The organism is Methylobacterium tardum, assembly GCF_023546765.1.
Lineage (GTDB): Bacteria > Pseudomonadota > Alphaproteobacteria > Rhizobiales > Beijerinckiaceae > Methylobacterium > Methylobacterium tardum.
This window is the reverse complement of record NZ_CP097484.1, coordinates 5,974,932-5,991,209: the sequence shown is the minus strand read 5'-3', so window position 1 is coordinate 5,991,209 and position 16,278 is coordinate 5,974,932. Positions and strand designations below refer to the sequence as shown.

At 70.8% G+C, this 16,278-nt stretch carries 15 protein-coding genes and 2 pseudogenes; 8 read left to right on the top strand and 9 right to left on the bottom strand.

Features of this window, described 5'->3' with window-relative positions:
* Nucleotides 1-102 precede the first annotated feature (102 nt).
* The 3 genes from M6G65_RS28625 to der all read left to right on the top strand — a co-directional run bounded on the left by M6G65_RS28625 (nucleotide 103) and on the right by der (nucleotide 2,905).
* On the top strand, nucleotides 103-711 hold the full coding sequence (locus M6G65_RS28625) for an NnrU family protein (RefSeq protein WP_238194654.1): 609 nt from the start codon (nucleotides 103-105) through the stop codon (nucleotides 709-711).
* A gap of 105 nt (nucleotides 712-816) precedes the next feature.
* Nucleotides 817-1,527 carry a tetratricopeptide repeat protein gene (locus M6G65_RS28620; RefSeq protein ID WP_192706199.1) on the top strand — a complete coding sequence of 237 codons (711 nt, stop codon included), beginning with the start codon at nucleotides 817-819 and terminating at the stop codon, nucleotides 1,525-1,527.
* Between the two features lie 28 nt (nucleotides 1,528-1,555).
* Entirely contained in the window at nucleotides 1,556-2,905 is a 1,350-nt protein-coding gene (gene der / locus M6G65_RS28615; RefSeq protein ID WP_250103170.1) for a ribosome biogenesis GTPase Der, read from the top strand.
* Between the two features lie 135 nt (nucleotides 2,906-3,040).
* On the opposite strand, the gene M6G65_RS28610 is transcribed toward der, so the two are convergent.
* The 3 genes and pseudogenes from M6G65_RS28610 to M6G65_RS33600 all read right to left on the bottom strand — a co-directional run.
* Nucleotides 3,041-4,159 (bottom strand): carboxylate-amine ligase, encoded by a 1,119-nt coding sequence (locus tag M6G65_RS28610; RefSeq protein ID WP_238194652.1) that lies wholly within the window; start codon nucleotides 4,157-4,159, stop codon nucleotides 3,041-3,043.
* Nucleotides 4,160-4,261: 102 nt separating this feature from the next.
* Nucleotides 4,262-4,669, bottom strand: a complete 408-nt coding sequence (locus M6G65_RS33605) for a YbfB/YjiJ family MFS transporter (protein ID WP_284042364.1) — start codon at nucleotides 4,667-4,669, stop codon at nucleotides 4,262-4,264.
* Nucleotides 4,670-4,797: 128 nt separating this feature from the next.
* A pseudogene (locus tag M6G65_RS33600) lies at nucleotides 4,798-5,349 on the bottom strand (YbfB/YjiJ family MFS transporter); the annotation flags it as partial.
* 206 nt (nucleotides 5,350-5,555) lie between these two features.
* Here M6G65_RS33600 and M6G65_RS28600 point away from each other — a divergent pair.
* On the top strand, nucleotides 5,556-6,509 hold the full coding sequence (locus tag M6G65_RS28600; protein WP_238194650.1) for a LysR family transcriptional regulator: 954 nt from the start codon (nucleotides 5,556-5,558) through the stop codon (nucleotides 6,507-6,509).
* Here the strand turns inward: M6G65_RS28600 and M6G65_RS28595 are convergent.
* The 4 genes from M6G65_RS28595 to M6G65_RS28580 all read right to left on the bottom strand — a co-directional run bounded on the left by M6G65_RS28595 (nucleotide 6,440) and on the right by M6G65_RS28580 (nucleotide 9,981).
* Complete coding sequence (locus M6G65_RS28595; RefSeq protein ID WP_043759157.1) at nucleotides 6,440-6,850, bottom strand: dihydrofolate reductase; 411 nt, start codon at nucleotides 6,848-6,850, stop codon at nucleotides 6,440-6,442. The genes M6G65_RS28600 and M6G65_RS28595 overlap by 70 nt on opposite strands.
* Before the next feature lie 97 nt (nucleotides 6,851-6,947).
* Entirely contained in the window at nucleotides 6,948-7,634 is a 687-nt protein-coding gene (locus M6G65_RS28590) for an SDR family NAD(P)-dependent oxidoreductase (protein WP_250104305.1), read from the bottom strand.
* A gap of 137 nt (nucleotides 7,635-7,771) precedes the next feature.
* Nucleotides 7,772-9,241, bottom strand: a complete 1,470-nt coding sequence (purF, locus tag M6G65_RS28585; protein ID WP_238194648.1) for an amidophosphoribosyltransferase — start codon at nucleotides 9,239-9,241, stop codon at nucleotides 7,772-7,774.
* Nucleotides 9,242-9,372: 131 nt separating this feature from the next.
* Entirely contained in the window at nucleotides 9,373-9,981 is a 609-nt protein-coding gene (locus M6G65_RS28580; RefSeq protein WP_192706192.1) for a CvpA family protein, read from the bottom strand.
* Nucleotides 9,982-10,512: 531 nt separating this feature from the next.
* Here M6G65_RS28580 and alr point away from each other — a divergent pair.
* Nucleotides 10,513-11,607 (top strand): alanine racemase, encoded by a 1,095-nt coding sequence (alr, locus tag M6G65_RS28575; protein ID WP_238194647.1) that lies wholly within the window; start codon nucleotides 10,513-10,515, stop codon nucleotides 11,605-11,607.
* Nucleotides 11,608-11,783: 176 nt separating this feature from the next.
* Nucleotides 11,784-13,220 (top strand): DNA repair protein RadA, encoded by a 1,437-nt coding sequence (gene radA, locus M6G65_RS28570; RefSeq protein WP_250103169.1) that lies wholly within the window; start codon nucleotides 11,784-11,786, stop codon nucleotides 13,218-13,220.
* Between the two features lie 111 nt (nucleotides 13,221-13,331).
* On the opposite strand, the pseudogene moaA reads toward radA, so the two are convergent.
* Nucleotides 13,332-14,381, bottom strand: a pseudogene (gene moaA / locus M6G65_RS28565) (GTP 3',8-cyclase MoaA); the annotation flags it as partial.
* 80 nt (nucleotides 14,382-14,461) lie between these two features.
* Between moaA and M6G65_RS28560 the strand changes: the two are divergent.
* Complete coding sequence (locus M6G65_RS28560; protein ID WP_192706188.1) at nucleotides 14,462-14,893, top strand: gamma-butyrobetaine hydroxylase family protein; 432 nt, start codon at nucleotides 14,462-14,464, stop codon at nucleotides 14,891-14,893.
* 224 nt (nucleotides 14,894-15,117) lie between these two features.
* Complete coding sequence (locus tag M6G65_RS28555) at nucleotides 15,118-15,444, top strand: cupin domain-containing protein (protein ID WP_192706187.1); 327 nt, start codon at nucleotides 15,118-15,120, stop codon at nucleotides 15,442-15,444.
* Nucleotides 15,445-15,497: 53 nt separating this feature from the next.
* Here the strand turns inward: M6G65_RS28555 and M6G65_RS28550 are convergent, their stop codons facing one another.
* Complete coding sequence (locus M6G65_RS28550) at nucleotides 15,498-16,163, bottom strand: L,D-transpeptidase (RefSeq protein WP_238194644.1); 666 nt, start codon at nucleotides 16,161-16,163, stop codon at nucleotides 15,498-15,500.
* Between the last annotated feature and the right edge of the window lie 115 nt (nucleotides 16,164-16,278).

The window sequence follows — 16,278 nt, the reverse complement described above, 5'->3', positions numbered from 1 at the left end:
CCACCCGGCTGCGTCCCGGCCACGCCTGGACAAACAGGGCGAGATTCGCTTGAGAACCATTACAGAGTGCTTGCACTCCACTGGCCCGTCCAAGAGTCTCCCATGGTTCTCCTGATCCTCGGGCTCGTGCTGTTCCTCGGCACGCATGCCTTCTCGATGGCCCGCAACCGGCGCGCCGCGATCGTCGGCCGGATCGGTGAGAGCCGCTACAAGCTCGGCTACACGGCCCTGTCGCTGCTCGGATTGGTGCTGATCGGGGTCGGCTTCCACGATTACCGGCTGACCGGCTACATCCCGGTCTGGGACCCGCCGGTCTGGACGCGCCACCTCGCCCTGACCCTGGTCTGGCTGGCCTTCGTCTGCCTCGCGGCCGCCTACCTGCCGGGTCATATCCGCGCCAAGGCCAAGCACCCGATGCTGCTCGCCGTGAAGATCTGGGCGACCGCGCATCTCCTGGCCAACGGCGATCTCGGCTCGATCCTGCTGTTCGGCGGCTTCCTGGCCTGGGCGGTCTCGGCGCGGATCAGCGCCAAGCGCCGGGCGCTCGCCCCAGGCGCCGTCGTCGCCCAGCACGCCGGCCCGGCGGTTGCGCCCCATGGCTGGCGCAACGACATCCTGGCATTGGTGATCGGCACGGCCGCGTGGTTCGTCTTCGCCCGCTACCTGCACTATCCGGTGATCGGCGTGCCGGTCTGGCCGGGGACGGCCTGAGCCACGGCCAGAGACACCGCTGTCGCCAACCCGGCGCCCGTGTGTTAGGCGCGGGGCCCGATCGAGGTACGAGGTGGCGCGCCGATACAGGCGGGCCGGGATATAATGGCCGAGAACAACGAGTTCCTTCGCGAGGTCGACGAGGATTACCGCCGCGACCGGATCCTCCAGATCTGGAAGCGCTACAGCGGCGTGATCATCGCGCTCGCCGTGCTCGTGGTGGCGGGCGTCGCGGGCTGGCGCTACTGGCAGAACCAGCAGCGCGCGGCCGCAGAGACCGCCTCGGTGCAGTTCGACGATGCCAACCGCCTCGCCAAGGACGGCAAGGTCGCGGAGGCCGACAAGGTGTTCGACGCCCTGGAGGCGCAGGGCCCGGCGGGCTACCGCCTGCTCGCCCGGTTCCGGTCGGCTGCCGAGACCGGCAAGCGCGACGCCGCGGCGGGGGCCGCGGAGTTCGACAAGCTCGCCGACGATACCGGCCTCGGCGATGGCCTGCGCGATCTTGCGCGCCTGCGCGCCGCGTTGCTGCGCCTCGACGGGCCGAACCCGGACCCGGCGCTCGCCAACCTTCAGGGACTGGCTGCCGGCACGCCGTTCCGCCACACCGCCCGCGAGATGCTCGGCCTCGCCGCCCTGAAGAAGGGCGATTACGAGGAGGCCGGCCGCTGGTTCGACCAGATCGTGGCCGATCCCGACACCCCGCGGAACCTGCGCGAGCGCATCGAGGTCTACGCGGCGATCGTCGCGGGCGGCCCCGTCACGGTCACCGAGGCCAAGCCCGAGGCCGCCGCGCCGCCCCCGCCGATCACGCGCTGATTTCACTTCTGACTGTTCGAGAACCACCATGGATATGCCGACCGTCGCCATCGTCGGGAGGCCGAACGTCGGCAAGTCGACCCTGTTCAACCGTCTCGTGGGCAAGAAGCTCGCGCTGGTCGACGATCGCCCGGGCGTCACCCGCGACCGGCGCGAGGGCGACGTCGCGTTCGGCGGCCTTCAGTTTCGGGTGATCGACACCGCCGGCCTCGAGGAGGCCGACGCCGCGACCCTCACCGGCCGGATGCGGATGCAGACCGAGGCGGCGATCCTCGCCGCCGACGTGGTGCTGTTCGTGATCGACGCCCGCGCCGGCGTGCTGCCGGCTGACCAGCCCTTCGCCGAGCTGGTGCGCCGCGCCGGCTGCCCGGTGATCCTGATCGCCAACAAGGCCGAGGGCGGCGCGGGGCTCGCCGGCGCCTACGAGGCCTTCACCCTCGGGCTCGGCGACCCGATCCCGTTCTCGGCCGAGCACGGCGAGGGCCTGGGCGAATTGCACGAGGCGCTCAAGGGGGCCCTGCCCCAGCGCGACGACGATGAGGAGGAGGACGCGGACGCCCCCGGCGGCCGCTCCCTGAAGGTCGCGATCGTCGGCCGCCCGAATGCCGGCAAGTCGACGCTGATCAACCGCATGCTCGGCGAGGACCGCCTGCTCGTCGGCCCCGAGGCCGGCATCACCCGCGACTCGATTTCTTTGGACTGGGAGTGGCGCGGGCGCCGCATCAAGCTCCACGACACCGCCGGGATGCGCCGCCGCGCCCGGATCGACGACAAGCTGGAGAAGTTGGCGGTCTCGGACGGGTTGCGCGCCGTGCGCTTCGCCGAGGTGGTGGTGGTGCTCCTCGACGCCACGATCCCGTTCGAGAAGCAGGATCTCACCATCGCCGACCTCGCCGAGAGCGAGGGCCGCGCCCTGGTGATCGGCCTGAACAAGTGGGACCTGGTCGCCGACCAGCCGGGCCTGCTCAAGCAGCTGCGCGAGGATTGCACAAGGCTGCTGCCGCAGGTACGCGGCGTCGCGGTGGTGCCGCTCTCCGGCCTCGCCGGCGACGGCGTCGACAAGCTGATGCAGGCGGTGGTGCAGGCCTCGGAGGTCTGGGACCGGCGCATCTCGACCTCGCGCATCAACGACTGGCTGAACGAGGCGACCTCCCGCAACCCGCCCCCGGCGGTCTCGGGCCGGCGGATCAAGATCCGCTACGCCACCCAGGTGAAGAGCCGGCCGCCGCATTTTGCGCTGTTCGGCAACCAGCTCAACGCCCTGCCGAAATCCTACACGCGCTACCTCGTGAACGGCCTGCGCGAGGCGTTCGACCTGCCGGGCACGCCGATCCGGCTGAGCCTGCGGACCTCGCAGAACCCGTTCGACAAGGGCTGACCCCGCCTCCGCTCTCCGTCCTTGCGAGCACAGCGAAGCAATCCAGGCAGCGCGACGATGGCCGAGGTCGCGCTACCCTGGGTCACTTCCCTCCGCTCGTGACGACGGAGCGGTTGCGGCAGCCGTGCGCAGCCCTCAGCGGACCGCGCCGGCGATCCAATCCACGGCCGCCGCGAGGGCGGCGCGCTCGTCCTTCCCCTCGGCGAGCGCCGCCTCGAAGGCCCTGATCTGTCCGTCCGCGCTGGTCCCCTCGGCGACGATCACCCGGGCGCGGGCCACATCGGTGGCGCAGCCGAGCGCGTCGGCATCCTCGGCCACTAGGGCCAGGACCGCCTCCAGCGCCTCCGCGAAGGGCACGGCCTCGCCGCGCGCCTCGTCGATCAGCGTCGCCTGCACGCCGCTGTGCTGGGCGCGCCACAGGTTCTCCGAGGCCAGGGCCCGCGAGACGCCGTCGAGACCGGCATGGAGGTCCGGCCGGCGCACGCACAGGCGCACGAGGCAGCGAAACAGGGCGGCGAGACAGAGGGAATCGTCCAGGCGCGTGCAGGCATCGGCGATGCGCAGCTCCAGCGTCGGAAACTTGATCGACGGTCGCAGCGACCACCACAGGAAGCTCGCGTCGGCGATGGCGCCCGATCGGGTCATGATGTCGACAAACCGCGCGTGGGCGGCCGCATCGGAGAAGATCTCCGGCAAACCGGTGCGCGGCAGCTCGCCGAATACGCTCAGCCGGTAGGCCATCAGCCCCGTCGCCTCGCCCTGCCAGAACGGCGACGACGCCGACAAGGCGAGCAGGAGCGGCTGGAACGGCAGCAGCCGGTTCATCAGGTCGATGCGCGCGCCCGGATCCGGCACCTCGACGTGGACGTGCATCCCGCAGATCAGCGCCCGCCGGGCCGCGATGCCGACATCCGACAGGATCCCTTTGTACCGCGCCCCGTCGGTGGCGGTCTGGCGGGCCCAGCGCGCCAGAGGATGGGTCCCGCAGGCCAGCAGGCTGAGCCCGTTCTCCGCCGCGATGCCGGCGAGTTGCGCCCGCTGGCCGCCGAGGTTCTCCCGCGCGGCCTGCGCGCCGGTGAGCGGGGGCGTGCAGACCTCGACCTGCGCGGCCACCAGTTCGCGCCCGGTCTCGGGCAGTTCCGCCTTCACCCGCGCATGGAAGGCGGCGAGGTCGCCCCGCGGCGTCCCGCGGGTCTCGGCATCGGCGAGGAAATACTCCTCCTCGATGCCGAAGCGGTAGCTGTGGGCGCTCATCGTGGTCTCCGGGCGATCATCACTCCAAGATAGACGCCGCAGACGCAGTTTCGACCGCACAGGACCGAACCGATCCGGCGCGCGGGCCCGGACGTCCCGGGATCAGGCCGGCCGGACGCTCGTGGGGTCCGGTCGCGCGGCGCGCCACAGCCACAGGGCCGTGAGGAGCAGCAGGAGCGTCGCGAGCGCGCCGGCCCAGCTCAGCGCGTCCCAGCCGGCCCAGCGACCGGGACCGATGCCGCGCACGAGCAGCGGGCCGACGATCTGTCCGGCCGCGAAGGCGGTGGTCATTCGGGCGAGCAGGGGCGTCGGGTTGTCGGGCCGCGCCTCACGCGCCAATTGCAGGCCGGCCATGGTGGCGATCATGAAGGTGCCGCCCACGCAGACCGCCGACACCGCGACCGCCCAGAGGGCCTGGACGACCAGGGGCAAGGCCGTCCCGAGCGCCATGATGCCCTGGGCCGCCGCCCAGAGCCGCCGGCGCGGTACGTGGGGCAGCCACAGCGCCACGGCCGCGACCGAGACCGCCGCCGCCAAGCCGAACAGGGGCGGGCCAGGCCGAACACGAGGGGATCCGGCGCCAGCGCCCGCGCCATGGCGGGCAGGAAGGTGGCCGGCACGATGTAGCCGAACCCGAACGTGCCGTAGCACAGCACCAGGCCGAGCTGCCCGCTCCGGCCGCCATGGGCCGTCGCCGCGGCCTCGCGCGCCACCTGCTGATCCGAGGCCGCATCCGGGCCCCGTGGCAGCGACCAGGCGAGCAGCGCGCCCGCCGCGGCGAGCAAGCCGAGTTCGAGCCAGAGCCAATCCGCCGGCTGACGGCCGCCGAGCCAAGCCAGGGTGCCGGCCAGCGCGATCCCGAGCCCGACCCCCGCGTAGATCCACGCGCCGAGCTGCGGGGCCCGGCGCCGGGCCAGTTCGGCCAAGCACCAGCTGCTCGCACAGACCAGGGCCCAGGCGCTGAACACGCCGGTCGCCGCGCGCAGACCGGCGCCCGTCACGTGCGCCGCGGTCCTGTCGGCTGCCGCCGTCGCCAGCGTCGCCAGCGCGACGCCGAGCAGGCTCAGCAGCAATCCGCGGCGCGGGTTGCCGGCAAAGCGCGCGGCCGTCAGGGCACCGACCAGATAGCCGACATAATTCGCCGCGGCCCATTCGGCACCCGCGTCGGCGCTGAGCGTGCCGTCGCGCATCATCAGCGGCATGAGCGGCGTGAACGCGAAGCGGCCGATCCCCATGGCGACCGCCAGGGCGACGAGGCCGCTGCCGACCACGGCCAGGGCCGCCGGGTCGACTGGACGGGAGGAGAGATCGCGGGTGCTCATCGGACGGATTGAGCACGTCGTACCCCTGTTGAAAAAGTGAATTCTTATGACGTATCGTTCTCTCGATGAGAACGATGGACCTGGACGACCTGCACATCTTCCGCTGCGTGGTGCGGGAGGGCGGCGTGACGCGGGCCGCGAGCCTGCTCCATCGCGTGCCGTCGAACGTCACCACCCGGATCAAGCAGTTCGAGGAGCGCCTCGGGGTCGCCCTGTTCCGCCGCCAGGGCCGCAACCTCGCCCTGACCGAAGCCGGACGGACGCTCCTGGGCCACGCCGAGAAGCTTCTGGACCTGGCGGACCTCGCCGAGCAGGAGCTGCGCAGCGGCGTCGTGGGCGGGCTGCTGCGGCTGGGCTCGCTGGAGAGTGCCGCCGGCGCCCGGCTGCCGCCGATCCTATCGGCCTTCCACGCGCGCTACCCCGACGTGACCATCGAGCTGAGAACGGGCACGACCCGTGCGCTGCTCCAGCAGCTGGAGCGTTTCGAGGTCGAGGCGGCCTTCGTGTCCGAACCGTTCGAACGCGGGAAGCTGTCGTCGGTGCCGGCCTTCGACGAACATTTGGTGCTGATTACCGGACGGACGGCCCCGCGCGCCGGCCGCTCCGCCGCGCTGGGCGGGCAGACCGTCGTGGCGTTCCCGCACGGCTGCTCCTACCGCCAGCGCCTGATCGAGTGGCTTGCCGAACAGGGCACTGCGCCCGCGCGGATCCTGGAGATGAGCTCGTATCACGCCATCGTGGCCTGCGTGGCCGCCGGCACCGGGGTCGCGATCATCCCGACCGAGGTGCTCGATCAGGCGGTGGTGGGGCATGCGGTCGAGCGCCATCCGCTGCCGGCGCATCTGCGCCTCAATCGGACCCATCTCGTCTGGTCGGGGGAGGCCAGCGCACCGCTGCAGGCGCTGATGGCGCTGCTTCCCCCGGCGGCCGGGGCGGCGCGGTCCGTGGAACCCGCGCCTCAGGCTGCCCGCAGCGGGCCGCCGACGAGCCACGCGGGATCGAACCAGCGGTCGGCCTCGCCGTCATAGGGCAGGCGCGTGATGTCCCAGTTCTGGATGTACTTGGCGTAGACGTTCCACACCGCGATGCCGCCGCCCACGAAGATCCGCCGGCCCGGGTAGCGCTTGAGCACCTCTTCGGGATCCTCGTGGCTGCGGATCACGTCGATGGTGCGGTCCTTGAAGGCGAATTCGGGCACCGAGGCCACGGTCTTCGGCCCGGCGATGAGCACGTGGCCCATGGTGAGCGCGAAGAAGCGCGTCACGTCCTCGACGAACAGCGGGTCGGTGTTCCCCTCCCAGGGCAGGTGGCCGTTGAGGCCGAGCTGGCCGCGCAGGCCGATCGCGCAGATGCAGCGGACGTCGATCATTGAAGGCAACTCAGTGAAAGGAAACCGGTTTGTCCCGTCCAATCCCTCATCCTGAGGTGGCGGGCGGGACGACCCAATCAAGCAACCGCCGATCCCGTCATTCGGGTGCGCGGAAACTCAGCACCCGGTCGGTGGGGAAGTCGTAGAGCTTGCCGGTCTCGGTCCAGTCCGGGGCGGCGAGCCGCACGAAATGCGGTGCGAGGTCCTCGGGCGTCCGCAGCGTTTCGGGATCCTCGCCCGGCATCGCCGAGCGGCGCATCCCGGTGCGCAGGGGACCCGGGTTGAGCAGCATCGCCTTGATCGCCGTGGTCTCGTTCTCCGCCGCGTAGGTGCGCACCAGCGCCTCGAGCGCGGCCTTCGAGACCGAGTACGGCCCCCAATAGGGCCGGCACTTCGACGACGCCCCGGAAGAAACGAAGATCGCCCGGCCCGCATCCGACATGCGCAGCAGCGGGTCCAGCGAGCGGATCAGGCGCCAGTTGGCGGTCACGTTCACGTCCATCACCTGCCCCCAGATCTTCGGGGTGATGTGGCCGATCGGCATGAGCGCACCGAGGATACCGGCATTGCCGACGAGGATGTCGAGCCGCTTCCAGCGCGCGTTGATCGCCGCACCGAGCCGGTCGATGGCGTCGTAATCGGCGAGGTCGAACGGCACGAGCGTGGCGCTGGAGCCGGCGGCGCGGATCGCGTCGTCCAGCTCCTCCAGGGCGCCGACCGTGCGCGCCACCGCGATCACGTGGGCGCCGGCGCCGGCGAGCGCCAGGGCGGCGGCGCGCCCGATGCCGCGGGATGCGCCGGTGACGACCGCGACGCGGCCTTCGAGGGTCTCTGAGACTCAGCCATGCGCAGGACCTAGCGCATTTCCGCGCGCAGGGGATCTCCGTTGGAGACCCGTTCGCGCGGAACCCCCAGATCCTGTCAGTCCGCCTCGGCCAGCATGGCGAAGCGCTTCGGCCCGGCGATGGAGAGATCCGTCAGGCCGGTCGGGTACTCGCCCGTGAAGCAATGGTCGGTGTATTGCGGGCAGGTCGCGTCCCGCGCCTCCTCGCCCATCGCCCGGTAGAGGCCGGGGATCGACAGGAAGGCGAGCGAATCCGCGCCGATATACTTGCGCATGCCCTCGAGATCGTGGGTCGCGGCGAGTAGCTTCTCCCGCTCGGGCGTGTCGATCCCGTAGAAATCCGGGTAGGTGATCGGCGGCGAGGCGATCCGGAAATGCACCTCCGAGGCGCCGGCCTCGCGCATCATCCGGACGATCTTCACCGAGGTCGTGCCGCGCACGAGGCTGTCGTCCACGAGGACGATGCTCTTGCCCTCGATCGCCGCGCGGTTGGCCGAATGCTTCATCCGCACGCCGAGCTCGCGCACCGACTGGGTCGGCTGGATGAAGGTCCGGCCGACATAGTGGTTGCGGATGATCCCCATCTCGAACGGGATCCCGGTCTCCTGCGAGAAGCCGAGTGCCGCCGGCACGCCGGAATCCGGCACCGGCACGACGATGTCGGCCGCCACGGAGGCCTCCCGGGCCAGCTCCCGGCCGATCGCCTTGCGCACCGCGTAGACGCTCTTGCCGTTCACCACCGAGTCCGGCCGGGCGAAGTAGATGTACTCGAAGATGCAGGGCCGCATCGGCACGGCGTCGGCGAAGCGGATCGACTCGATCCCCTCCTCGGAGATCACCACGATCTCGCCGTTCTCGATGTCGCGCACGAAGCGGGCGCCGATGATGTCGAGGGCGCAGGTCTCGGAGGCCAGCATGTAGCGGCCGTCGAGCTCGCCCAGCACCAGCGGACGGATGCCCAGCGGGTCGCGGGCGCCGATCAGCTTCTTATTGGTGAGCGCCACGATCGCGTAGGCGCCCTGGATCGCCTGGAGGGCGTCGATGAAGCGCTCGATGATCCGCGGCTTCCGCGAGCGGGCCGCGAGGTGCAGGATCACCTCGGTGTCGGAGGTCGACTGAGTGATCGCGCCGTCGCGCACGAGGTCGCGGCGGATCGACAGGGCGTTGGTCAGGTTGCCGTTATGGGCGACCGCGAGACCGCCGCTGGCGAGTTCGGCGAAGAGCGGCTGGACGTTGCGCAGGATCGTCCCGCCGGTGGTCGAGTAGCGCACGTGCCCGATGGCGGCGCGGCCCTTCAGCCGGGCGATGGTCTCGCCGTCCGAGAAGGAATCGCCCACGAGGCCGGGCCGCCGCTCGGAGTGGAACACGGAGCCGTCGAAGGAGACGATGCCGGCCGCCTCCTGGCCGCGGTGCTGGAGGGCGTGCAGCCCGAGGGCCACGATGGCAGAGGCCTCCGGATGTCCGAAGATACCGAAGACGCCGCATTCCTCGCGGAGCGTGTCGCCGTCGAGGTCGAAATCGGCGCTGGGATTGGCGGCGTGTGACATGAGGCGGTCGATCACTCACAGGACCCGGCGGCGACGGGCCGGCGCGCCGGTCGTCGCGGATACAATCCGATCAACACCGGAACCGCTATCTAGGGGTTCCGCGCGCGCCAACCTACGGCGAATACCGCAGATCAGCGTCGCGTCGGGGTCGGCGCGGTCTCGGTGCGGCGCTGGGGCGCCGGATCGGTCTCGGCCGGCGCGTCGGCAGCCTCGTTGGGCGGCGCGCCGGTCTTCGGCTTCTTGAACTGCTTGAGGAAGCCTTCCGGATTCTCGGGCAGCTGCGCCACCAGAGCGTCGCCGGACTTCTCCAGCATCGGGCGTGAGCGCGCCTGCGCGGCCCAATCGGGCACCTTGCCCTGGACCAGCCAGGACAGGAACACCCAGCCGATCACGCAGATCAGGAAGCCGCGGGCGGCCCCGAACAGGAAGCCCAGCGAGCGATCGACCGCGCCGATGCGCGAGTCGAGCACCACGTCCGAGATCTTCACCGTGATGATCGATACGATGATCAGCGTGCCGAGGAAGATCGCCGCGATCGAGGCGACCAGCGCGACGGTGTCACTGTTCACGTGCTGCTTCACGGTCGGAAGGAGCATTGGGTACAGCGTCCAGGCGACCGCGGCGGCAGCCACCCAGGCGACGATCGCCAGCACCTCGCGGGTGACGCCACGCACGGCCGCGAGCAGCGCGGAGACCGCGACGATGCCGAGCACGACGAGATCCAGGACGGTAAACGGCATCGTTGAGCTTTTTGGTACCCGCGGGGATAGCGCGTCGGCCGTGCGGCTCCCCCGGACCGCAGTGGATTTATACCAAGCCGGACCTCGGCCGTCACCCGGGGGCCCGCGCCTCGGTCCGGGGCTGTGCCGTCCATGCATCAGATGCGCTCTGTCGCGATGCCGCGCCGGGTCGGTCTGAGTTCCCCTTACCGTATGCCGATCACCGACCCGTTCGGCACGTCGCGGTCTCGCGCCGGTCGACCCGCGCCGTCTTTCCGGGGCGCCGCAGGCGAGCCCGGACCCGAAGGGGCACGCCGGAGGCGGGCAATCCAGAACCATGTAGTCGCCGGAACCTGGTCTGTCGGCGTATCCGGATCCCAGGCTCCGCTGCGCGGCCTCGGGATGACGGAGTGAGACGGCGGTGTCCGGCAAGGCGATCCCGTGCAGAGGCGCAGCTTCGATTTGCGGAGACGGGTTGCCGACCGCATCTCGCCTTGCAGGTCCGCGTCGTGCATCCCCATTCCTCAAGGATCGGAGATCGGGAACAGTACGGTGACGCAATCCACAACCGGCATCGGTGCCCACGGGGCCCGGCTGACGATCGACCTTGGGGCGATCGCGGCAAACTGGCGAACCCTCGCCGCACGCGGCGGCGGTGTTGCCTGCGCCGCCGTGGTGAAGGCTGATGCCTATGGCTGCGGCATCGCCAGGGTCGGGCCGGCTCTCTGGGCGGCCGGCTGCCGGACCTTCTTCGTCGCCCACCTGTCCGAGGGCGTCGCAGCCCGCGCCGCCCTGCCGGACGCCGCGATCTACGTCCTGAACGGCCTGGCCCCGGGCGCCGCTGCGGCTTTCGCGGCGCACGGACTGCGTCCCGTGCTCGGCAGCATCGAGGAACTCTCGGACTGGGCGGCGTTCTCGGCCGGCCGCGTGCCCGCGGCGCTCCATGTCGACACCGGCATGAACCGGCTGGGCCTGTCGGTGCCGGAGGCGCTGGACCTCGCGGGCGACCCGCGGATCGCGGCGTCTTGCATCGATCTGATCCTCAGCCACTTCGTCAGCGCCGAGAAGCCGCAAGATCCGGTCAATGCCCGGCAGATCGCCGACTTCGCCCGGGTGCGCGCGGCCTATCCGGCCCTGCCCGCCTCGCTGGCGAACTCCTCCGGCATCTTCCTCAAGGGCGCGCAGCATGACCTCCTGCGGCCGGGCTACGCCCTGTTCGGCGGCAACCCGACCCCCGGAACCGCGAACCCGATGCGCCCGGTGGTGCGGCTGGAGGCGATGATCGCGCAGGTGCGCGATGTCGAGGCCGGCGCCACCGCGGGCTATAACGGTCGCTGGGCCGCAGCCGCGCCCAGCCGGCTGGCGACGCTCTCGCTCGGCTACGCCGACGGCTTCCCCCGGGCGATCAGCGGACGCGGACAGGCGCTGGTCGGCGGCGTCCCGTGCCCGATCCTCGGCCTCGTCTCGATGGATCTGATCATCCTCGACGTCACCGCGGCCCCCGCAGCCGAGCGCGGCGCCACAGCCGTGCTGATCGGCGACACTCTCGATATTGACGCGGTCGGCCGCGCCGCCGGGACGATCGGCTACGAGATTCTCACCGGCCTGGGTTCTCGTTATGTTCGATCCTATGTAGAGTCCTGCTGATTCACCCGTCGCGCTGAAACGATATTCCGTTACTCCGGGGCGCCGCAGGCGAACCCGGCATCCAGAACCGCGGCGGGGCCTTGGCGCGTCGGCGGCTCTGGATTCCGGGCTCCGCTCCGCGGCCCCGGAATGACGGCCAGTCCCGAAGGCACGCGACGTCCGGACCCGACCGAGCCATGGCCAAGATCCACCAGACCTTCGTCTGCCAGTCCTGCGGGGCGGTCTACAACCGCTGGCGCGGGCGCTGCGAGGCCTGCAACGGCTGGAACACGATTGTCGAGGAGGCGCCCTCGGCTCCCGGCCAGTCCGGGCCGGCCGCAACCCGGCCGTCGCGCAGCCGCGGCCGCGTGTTCCCGCTGGAGGGCCTGACCGGCGAGGCGAAGGAGGCACCGCGCATTCCCTCAGGGATCGGCGAGCTCGACCGGGTCACCGGCGGCGGCTTCGTGCGCGGTTCCGTGATCCTGCTCGGCGGCGATCCGGGGATCGGCAAGTCGACCCTGCTGATGCAGGCCTCGGCGGCCATGGCGGGCACCGGCGAGCGGGTCGCCTACATCTCGGGCGAGGAGGCGGTCGGGCAGGTGCGACTGCGGGCCGAGCGGCTGGGGCTGAGCGCGCTCCCGGTGCAGCTCGCGGCCGAGACCAATGTCGAGGACATCGCCGAGACCCTGAGCCAGGGCCGGCCGCCCGCGCTCGCGATCATCGACTCGATCCAGACCATGTGGACCGAGACGGTGGAATCCGCCCCCGGCACGGTCACGCAGGTCCGCTCCTCGGCCCAGGCGCTGATCCGCTTCGCCAAGACCACCGGCACGGCGGTGATCCTGGTCGGCCACGTCACCAAGGACGGGCAGATCGCCGGCCCCCGGGTTGTGGAGCACATGGTCGACGCGGTCGCCTCCTTCGAGGGCGACCAGGGCCACCATTTCCGCATCCTGCGCGCGGTGAAGAACCGCTTCGGGCCCACCGACGAGATCGGCGTGTTCGAGATGACCGATGCGGGCCTCAGCGAGGTGCCGAACCCGTCGGCCCTTTTCCTGGCGGGCCGAGACCATCAGGCGGCGGGCACGGCGGTCTTCGCCGGGATGGAGGGCACGCGGCCCCTGCTGGTCGAGATCCAGGCGCTCGTCGCCCCCTCCTCCCTCGGCATGCCGCGCCGCGCCGTGGTCGGCTGGGACCCGAACCGGCTGTCGATGGTGCTGGCCGTGCTGGAGGCCCATGGCGGCATCCGGCTCGGCAGCCACGACGTTTATCTGAATGTCGCCGGAGGCCTGCGCATCACCGAGCCCGCGGCGGATCTGGCGGTGGCGGCCGCCCTGGTCTCGTCTCTGTCGGGCGCGGTGCTGCCGCCCGAGACGGTGTATTTCGGCGAGATCGGACTCTCCGGCGCGATCCGGCCGGTCGCACAGGCCGGATCGCGGCTGAAGGAAGCCCAGAAGCTCGGCTTCGCCAAGGCGCTGATCCCGCAGGGTCGCGGCGAGGGAGAGAAGGCGCTGTCGGTGGAGACGCTGCGCCACATCGCCGACCTGGTGGCGGGGATCAGCGCGGGCGCGCCGCGGAAGGGCTCCGGGCAGCGCGGACGGCAACAATCGCGTTACGCCGACGAAGAGGTGTGAGCGCCTCCGTCTTTGCGAGCGCAGCGAAGCAACCCAGGGACACGCCACCTTCTGGCAACGCCCGCCGCCCTGGATTGCTTCGTTGCGCTCGCAAAGACGGCTGAGGCTTTTACCCCCCGTCACGCTCATGTGCCGCGGCACGGCGGCCGGGCGCTGGCGCTCGATGACGAAGTCGTGGCCCTTGGGCTTGCGGGTGATCGCCTCGACGACCGCCTGGGCCAGCACCGAATCGTCCTGAGAGGCGCGCAGGACCGCCCGGAGATCGGCCGAATCCTCCTGGCCCAGGCACATGTAGAGCTGGCCCGTGCAGGTCAGGCGCACGCGGTTGCAGCTCTCGCAGAAATTATGGGTCAGCGGCGTGATGAAGCCGAGCTTCCCGCCGGTCTCCTCGACGCGCACGTACCGCGCCGGGCCGCCGGTGCGGTCGGGCAGCGGCGTGAGGGTGTAGCGGGTCTCCAGGCGCTGCCGCGCCACCGACAGCGGCAGGAACTGGTCGGTCCGGTCCGCCTCGATCTCGCCCAGCGGCATGACCTCGATCAGCGTCATGTCCATGCCGAGGCCGTGGGCCCAGGCGATCATGTCGGGAATCTCGTCGGCGTTGACGTCGCGGAGCGCCACCGCGTTGATCTTCACCTTCATCCCGGCAGCCCGCGCCGCCGCGATGCCGTCGAGCACCACCTTGAGGTCGCCGCGGCGGGTGATCTCGTGGAACTTGTCCGGGTCGAGGGTGTCGAGCGAGACGTTGATCCGGCGCACGCCGAGGCTCGCCAGCTCGTCGGCGTAGCGCGTGAGCTGCGTGCCGTTGGTGGTGAGCGTCAGCTCCTCCAGCGCCCCTGAATCGAGGTGGCGCGAGAGCCGGCGGAACAGGTGCATGATGTCCCGGCGGACCAGCGGCTCGCCGCCGGTGATCCGGAGCTTGCGCACGCCGCGGGCGATGAACACGCCACAGAGGCGGTCCAGCTCCTCCAGGGTCAGCAGGTCGCGCTTGGGCAGGAACTGCATGTGCTCGGACATACAGTAGGCGCAGCGCAGGTCGCAGCGATCTGTCACCGAGATGCGCAGATACGAGATCGCCCGCTGGAACGGGTCGATCAGCGGCGCGGGCCCGGTGGGCGCGCCGAGAGCGGACGTCTGCGGCGTCAGGGAGCTGTCATCGAGCATTGTCCGGCATATGATGCCCCAAACGGTCGCGGGCAAGCAGGTCCCGCGCCGCAGCCCCAGATTGCGTAGGAGTGTGACCCGTGACCGAGGATCTGTGGCCGACCGAGATCCGCCTGTCGGCCGACCGGCGGAGTCTCAACGTCGCCTTCGAGGACGGGGCGCGCTACGCCCTGCCGGCCGAGTACCTGCGGGTGTCGAGCCCGTCCGCCGAGGTGCAGGGGCACTCGCCGCTGGAGCGCAAGGTGATCGGTGGCAAGCGGTCCGTGGCGATCCTGGCGGTGGAGCCGGTCGGCAACTACGCGGTGAAGCTCGGCTTCGACGACATGCACGACACCGGCATCTACGGCTGGGGCTACCTGCATACGCTCGGCCGCGAGTACGAGAGCCGCTGGCAGACCTATCTCAGCGAACTCGCCGAGCGCGGCCTCGACCGTGACACGGCGCGGCAGGCGCCGGTGAAGGGCGGCGGGAGCGGCGGGGGCTGCGGGTCGGGTTCCTGCGGGTGCCACTGAGGGCAGCCGCTCTGTTCGGTGCGGATTCTGGCATCGGGCGTCGACATCTTCGCGAACGGAGCGAAGCAATCCAGGGCGGCGCCACGGCTCGCCATCGCGGATTACTGGGCCGCCTCGCTGCGCGCGCAATGAGGGCGTGTTGAGCTGTTCCGCCGAGGAGGCCGGAGGCTTGCATCGTATGAGACGCGTGCCTCGTCCGATCGCTCGCCATCTCTGGAGACCCCATGGCCTTCGCCTGCACCATCCCGGCTACGCCCACGATTCAGCAAGACGACGCCACCGTGCGCATCACGCGCTGGGACTTCCCGCCCGGCGGCGTGACCGGATGGCACGAGCACGGCTGGCCGTATTTCGTGGTGATGCTGGTGGACGGGATTTTGCGCGTCCATGACGGTGCGGCGGTCAGTGAGACGGCGCTCGCGGCCGGGCAATCCTACATGCGTCCCGCGGGCATCCGGCACGACGTGATGAACGGGTCAGACCACCCGATCGCGTTCATCGAGATCGAGGTGAAGCGCCCGGACGCGCTGGTGACCCTGCCGGCGGCCTGAACGCAGAAGGGCCGACCTCGCGGCCGGCCCTCCCCCGAAAAGCCCCGAAAAAATCAGCGCTGGACGATGACTCTCGTGCCCACCTTGGCGTGGGTGTAGAGGTCCATCACGTCCTCGTTGGTCATGCGGATGCAGCCCGAGGAGACGGCGGTGCCGATCGTCTCCGGCTCGTTGGAGCCGTGGATCCGGTAGATCGAGCCGCCGAGATACATGGCGCGGGCGCCGAGCGGGTTCTCGAGACCGCCCTTCATGTAGCGCGGCAGGTCGGGCCGGCGCTTCAGCATGGTCGCCGGCGGGCGCCAATCCGGCCACTCGCGCTTCATCGTGATGGTCTGCACGCCGCCCCAGGTGAAGCCCGGACGGCCGACGCCGACGCCGTAACGGAGGGCCTGACCGCCCCCCAGCACGTAGTAGAGCCGCCGCTCGGCCGTCGACACGACGATCGTGCCGGCGCCGTAGGGGCCGTTATACGCCACGGTCTCCCGCGGGATCGCCGACATCTGCGGCACCGCGGCGTCGGCGCTCAGCGGGTCGGCGGGGTTGAGCGAGGCGTTGGCCACCGGCACCGCGACGGTCTCGACGGCCTGCGGGCGCACCCGCACGGTGAGCGCGTCGTTCAGCGGCTGGCGGGTCAGCGGGTCGATCTCGTAGGCCAGAGCCGGCGCGGCGCACGCGGCCGCGCCGAAAAGCCCGATCAGGGCGGGGAGAAAACGACGCATCAAAGCCTCTCGGGGCAGGCGCGGACTATGGCGGGAACGCGGCGAATACCGGGGCACGATGCCGTGCCGATCCTCGCCAAGGGGTAAACGCTCGCGCCTCAAATCCAAGCCTGAA

Coding starts and splice junctions, on each gene's coding strand:
- M6G65_RS28625 (WP_238194654.1), top strand. CDS start 103: ATGGTTCTCCTGATCCTCGGGCTCGTGCTGTTCCTCGGCACGCATGCC.
- M6G65_RS28620 (WP_192706199.1), top strand. CDS start 817: ATGGCCGAGAACAACGAGTTCCTTCGCGAGGTCGACGAGGATTACCGC.
- der (WP_250103170.1), top strand. CDS start 1,556: ATGGATATGCCGACCGTCGCCATCGTCGGGAGGCCGAACGTCGGCAAG.
- M6G65_RS28610 (WP_238194652.1), bottom strand. CDS start 4,159: ATGAGCGCCCACAGCTACCGCTTCGGCATCGAGGAGGAGTATTTCCTC.
- M6G65_RS28600 (WP_238194650.1), top strand. CDS start 5,556: ATGGACCTGGACGACCTGCACATCTTCCGCTGCGTGGTGCGGGAGGGC.
- M6G65_RS28595 (WP_043759157.1), bottom strand. CDS start 6,850: ATGATCGACGTCCGCTGCATCTGCGCGATCGGCCTGCGCGGCCAGCTC.
- purF (WP_238194648.1), bottom strand. CDS start 9,241: ATGTCACACGCCGCCAATCCCAGCGCCGATTTCGACCTCGACGGCGAC.
- M6G65_RS28580 (WP_192706192.1), bottom strand. CDS start 9,981: ATGCCGTTTACCGTCCTGGATCTCGTCGTGCTCGGCATCGTCGCGGTC.
- radA (WP_250103169.1), top strand. CDS start 11,784: ATGGCCAAGATCCACCAGACCTTCGTCTGCCAGTCCTGCGGGGCGGTC.
- M6G65_RS28555 (WP_192706187.1), top strand. CDS start 15,118: ATGGCCTTCGCCTGCACCATCCCGGCTACGCCCACGATTCAGCAAGAC.
- M6G65_RS28550 (WP_238194644.1), bottom strand. CDS start 16,163: ATGCGTCGTTTTCTCCCCGCCCTGATCGGGCTTTTCGGCGCGGCCGCG.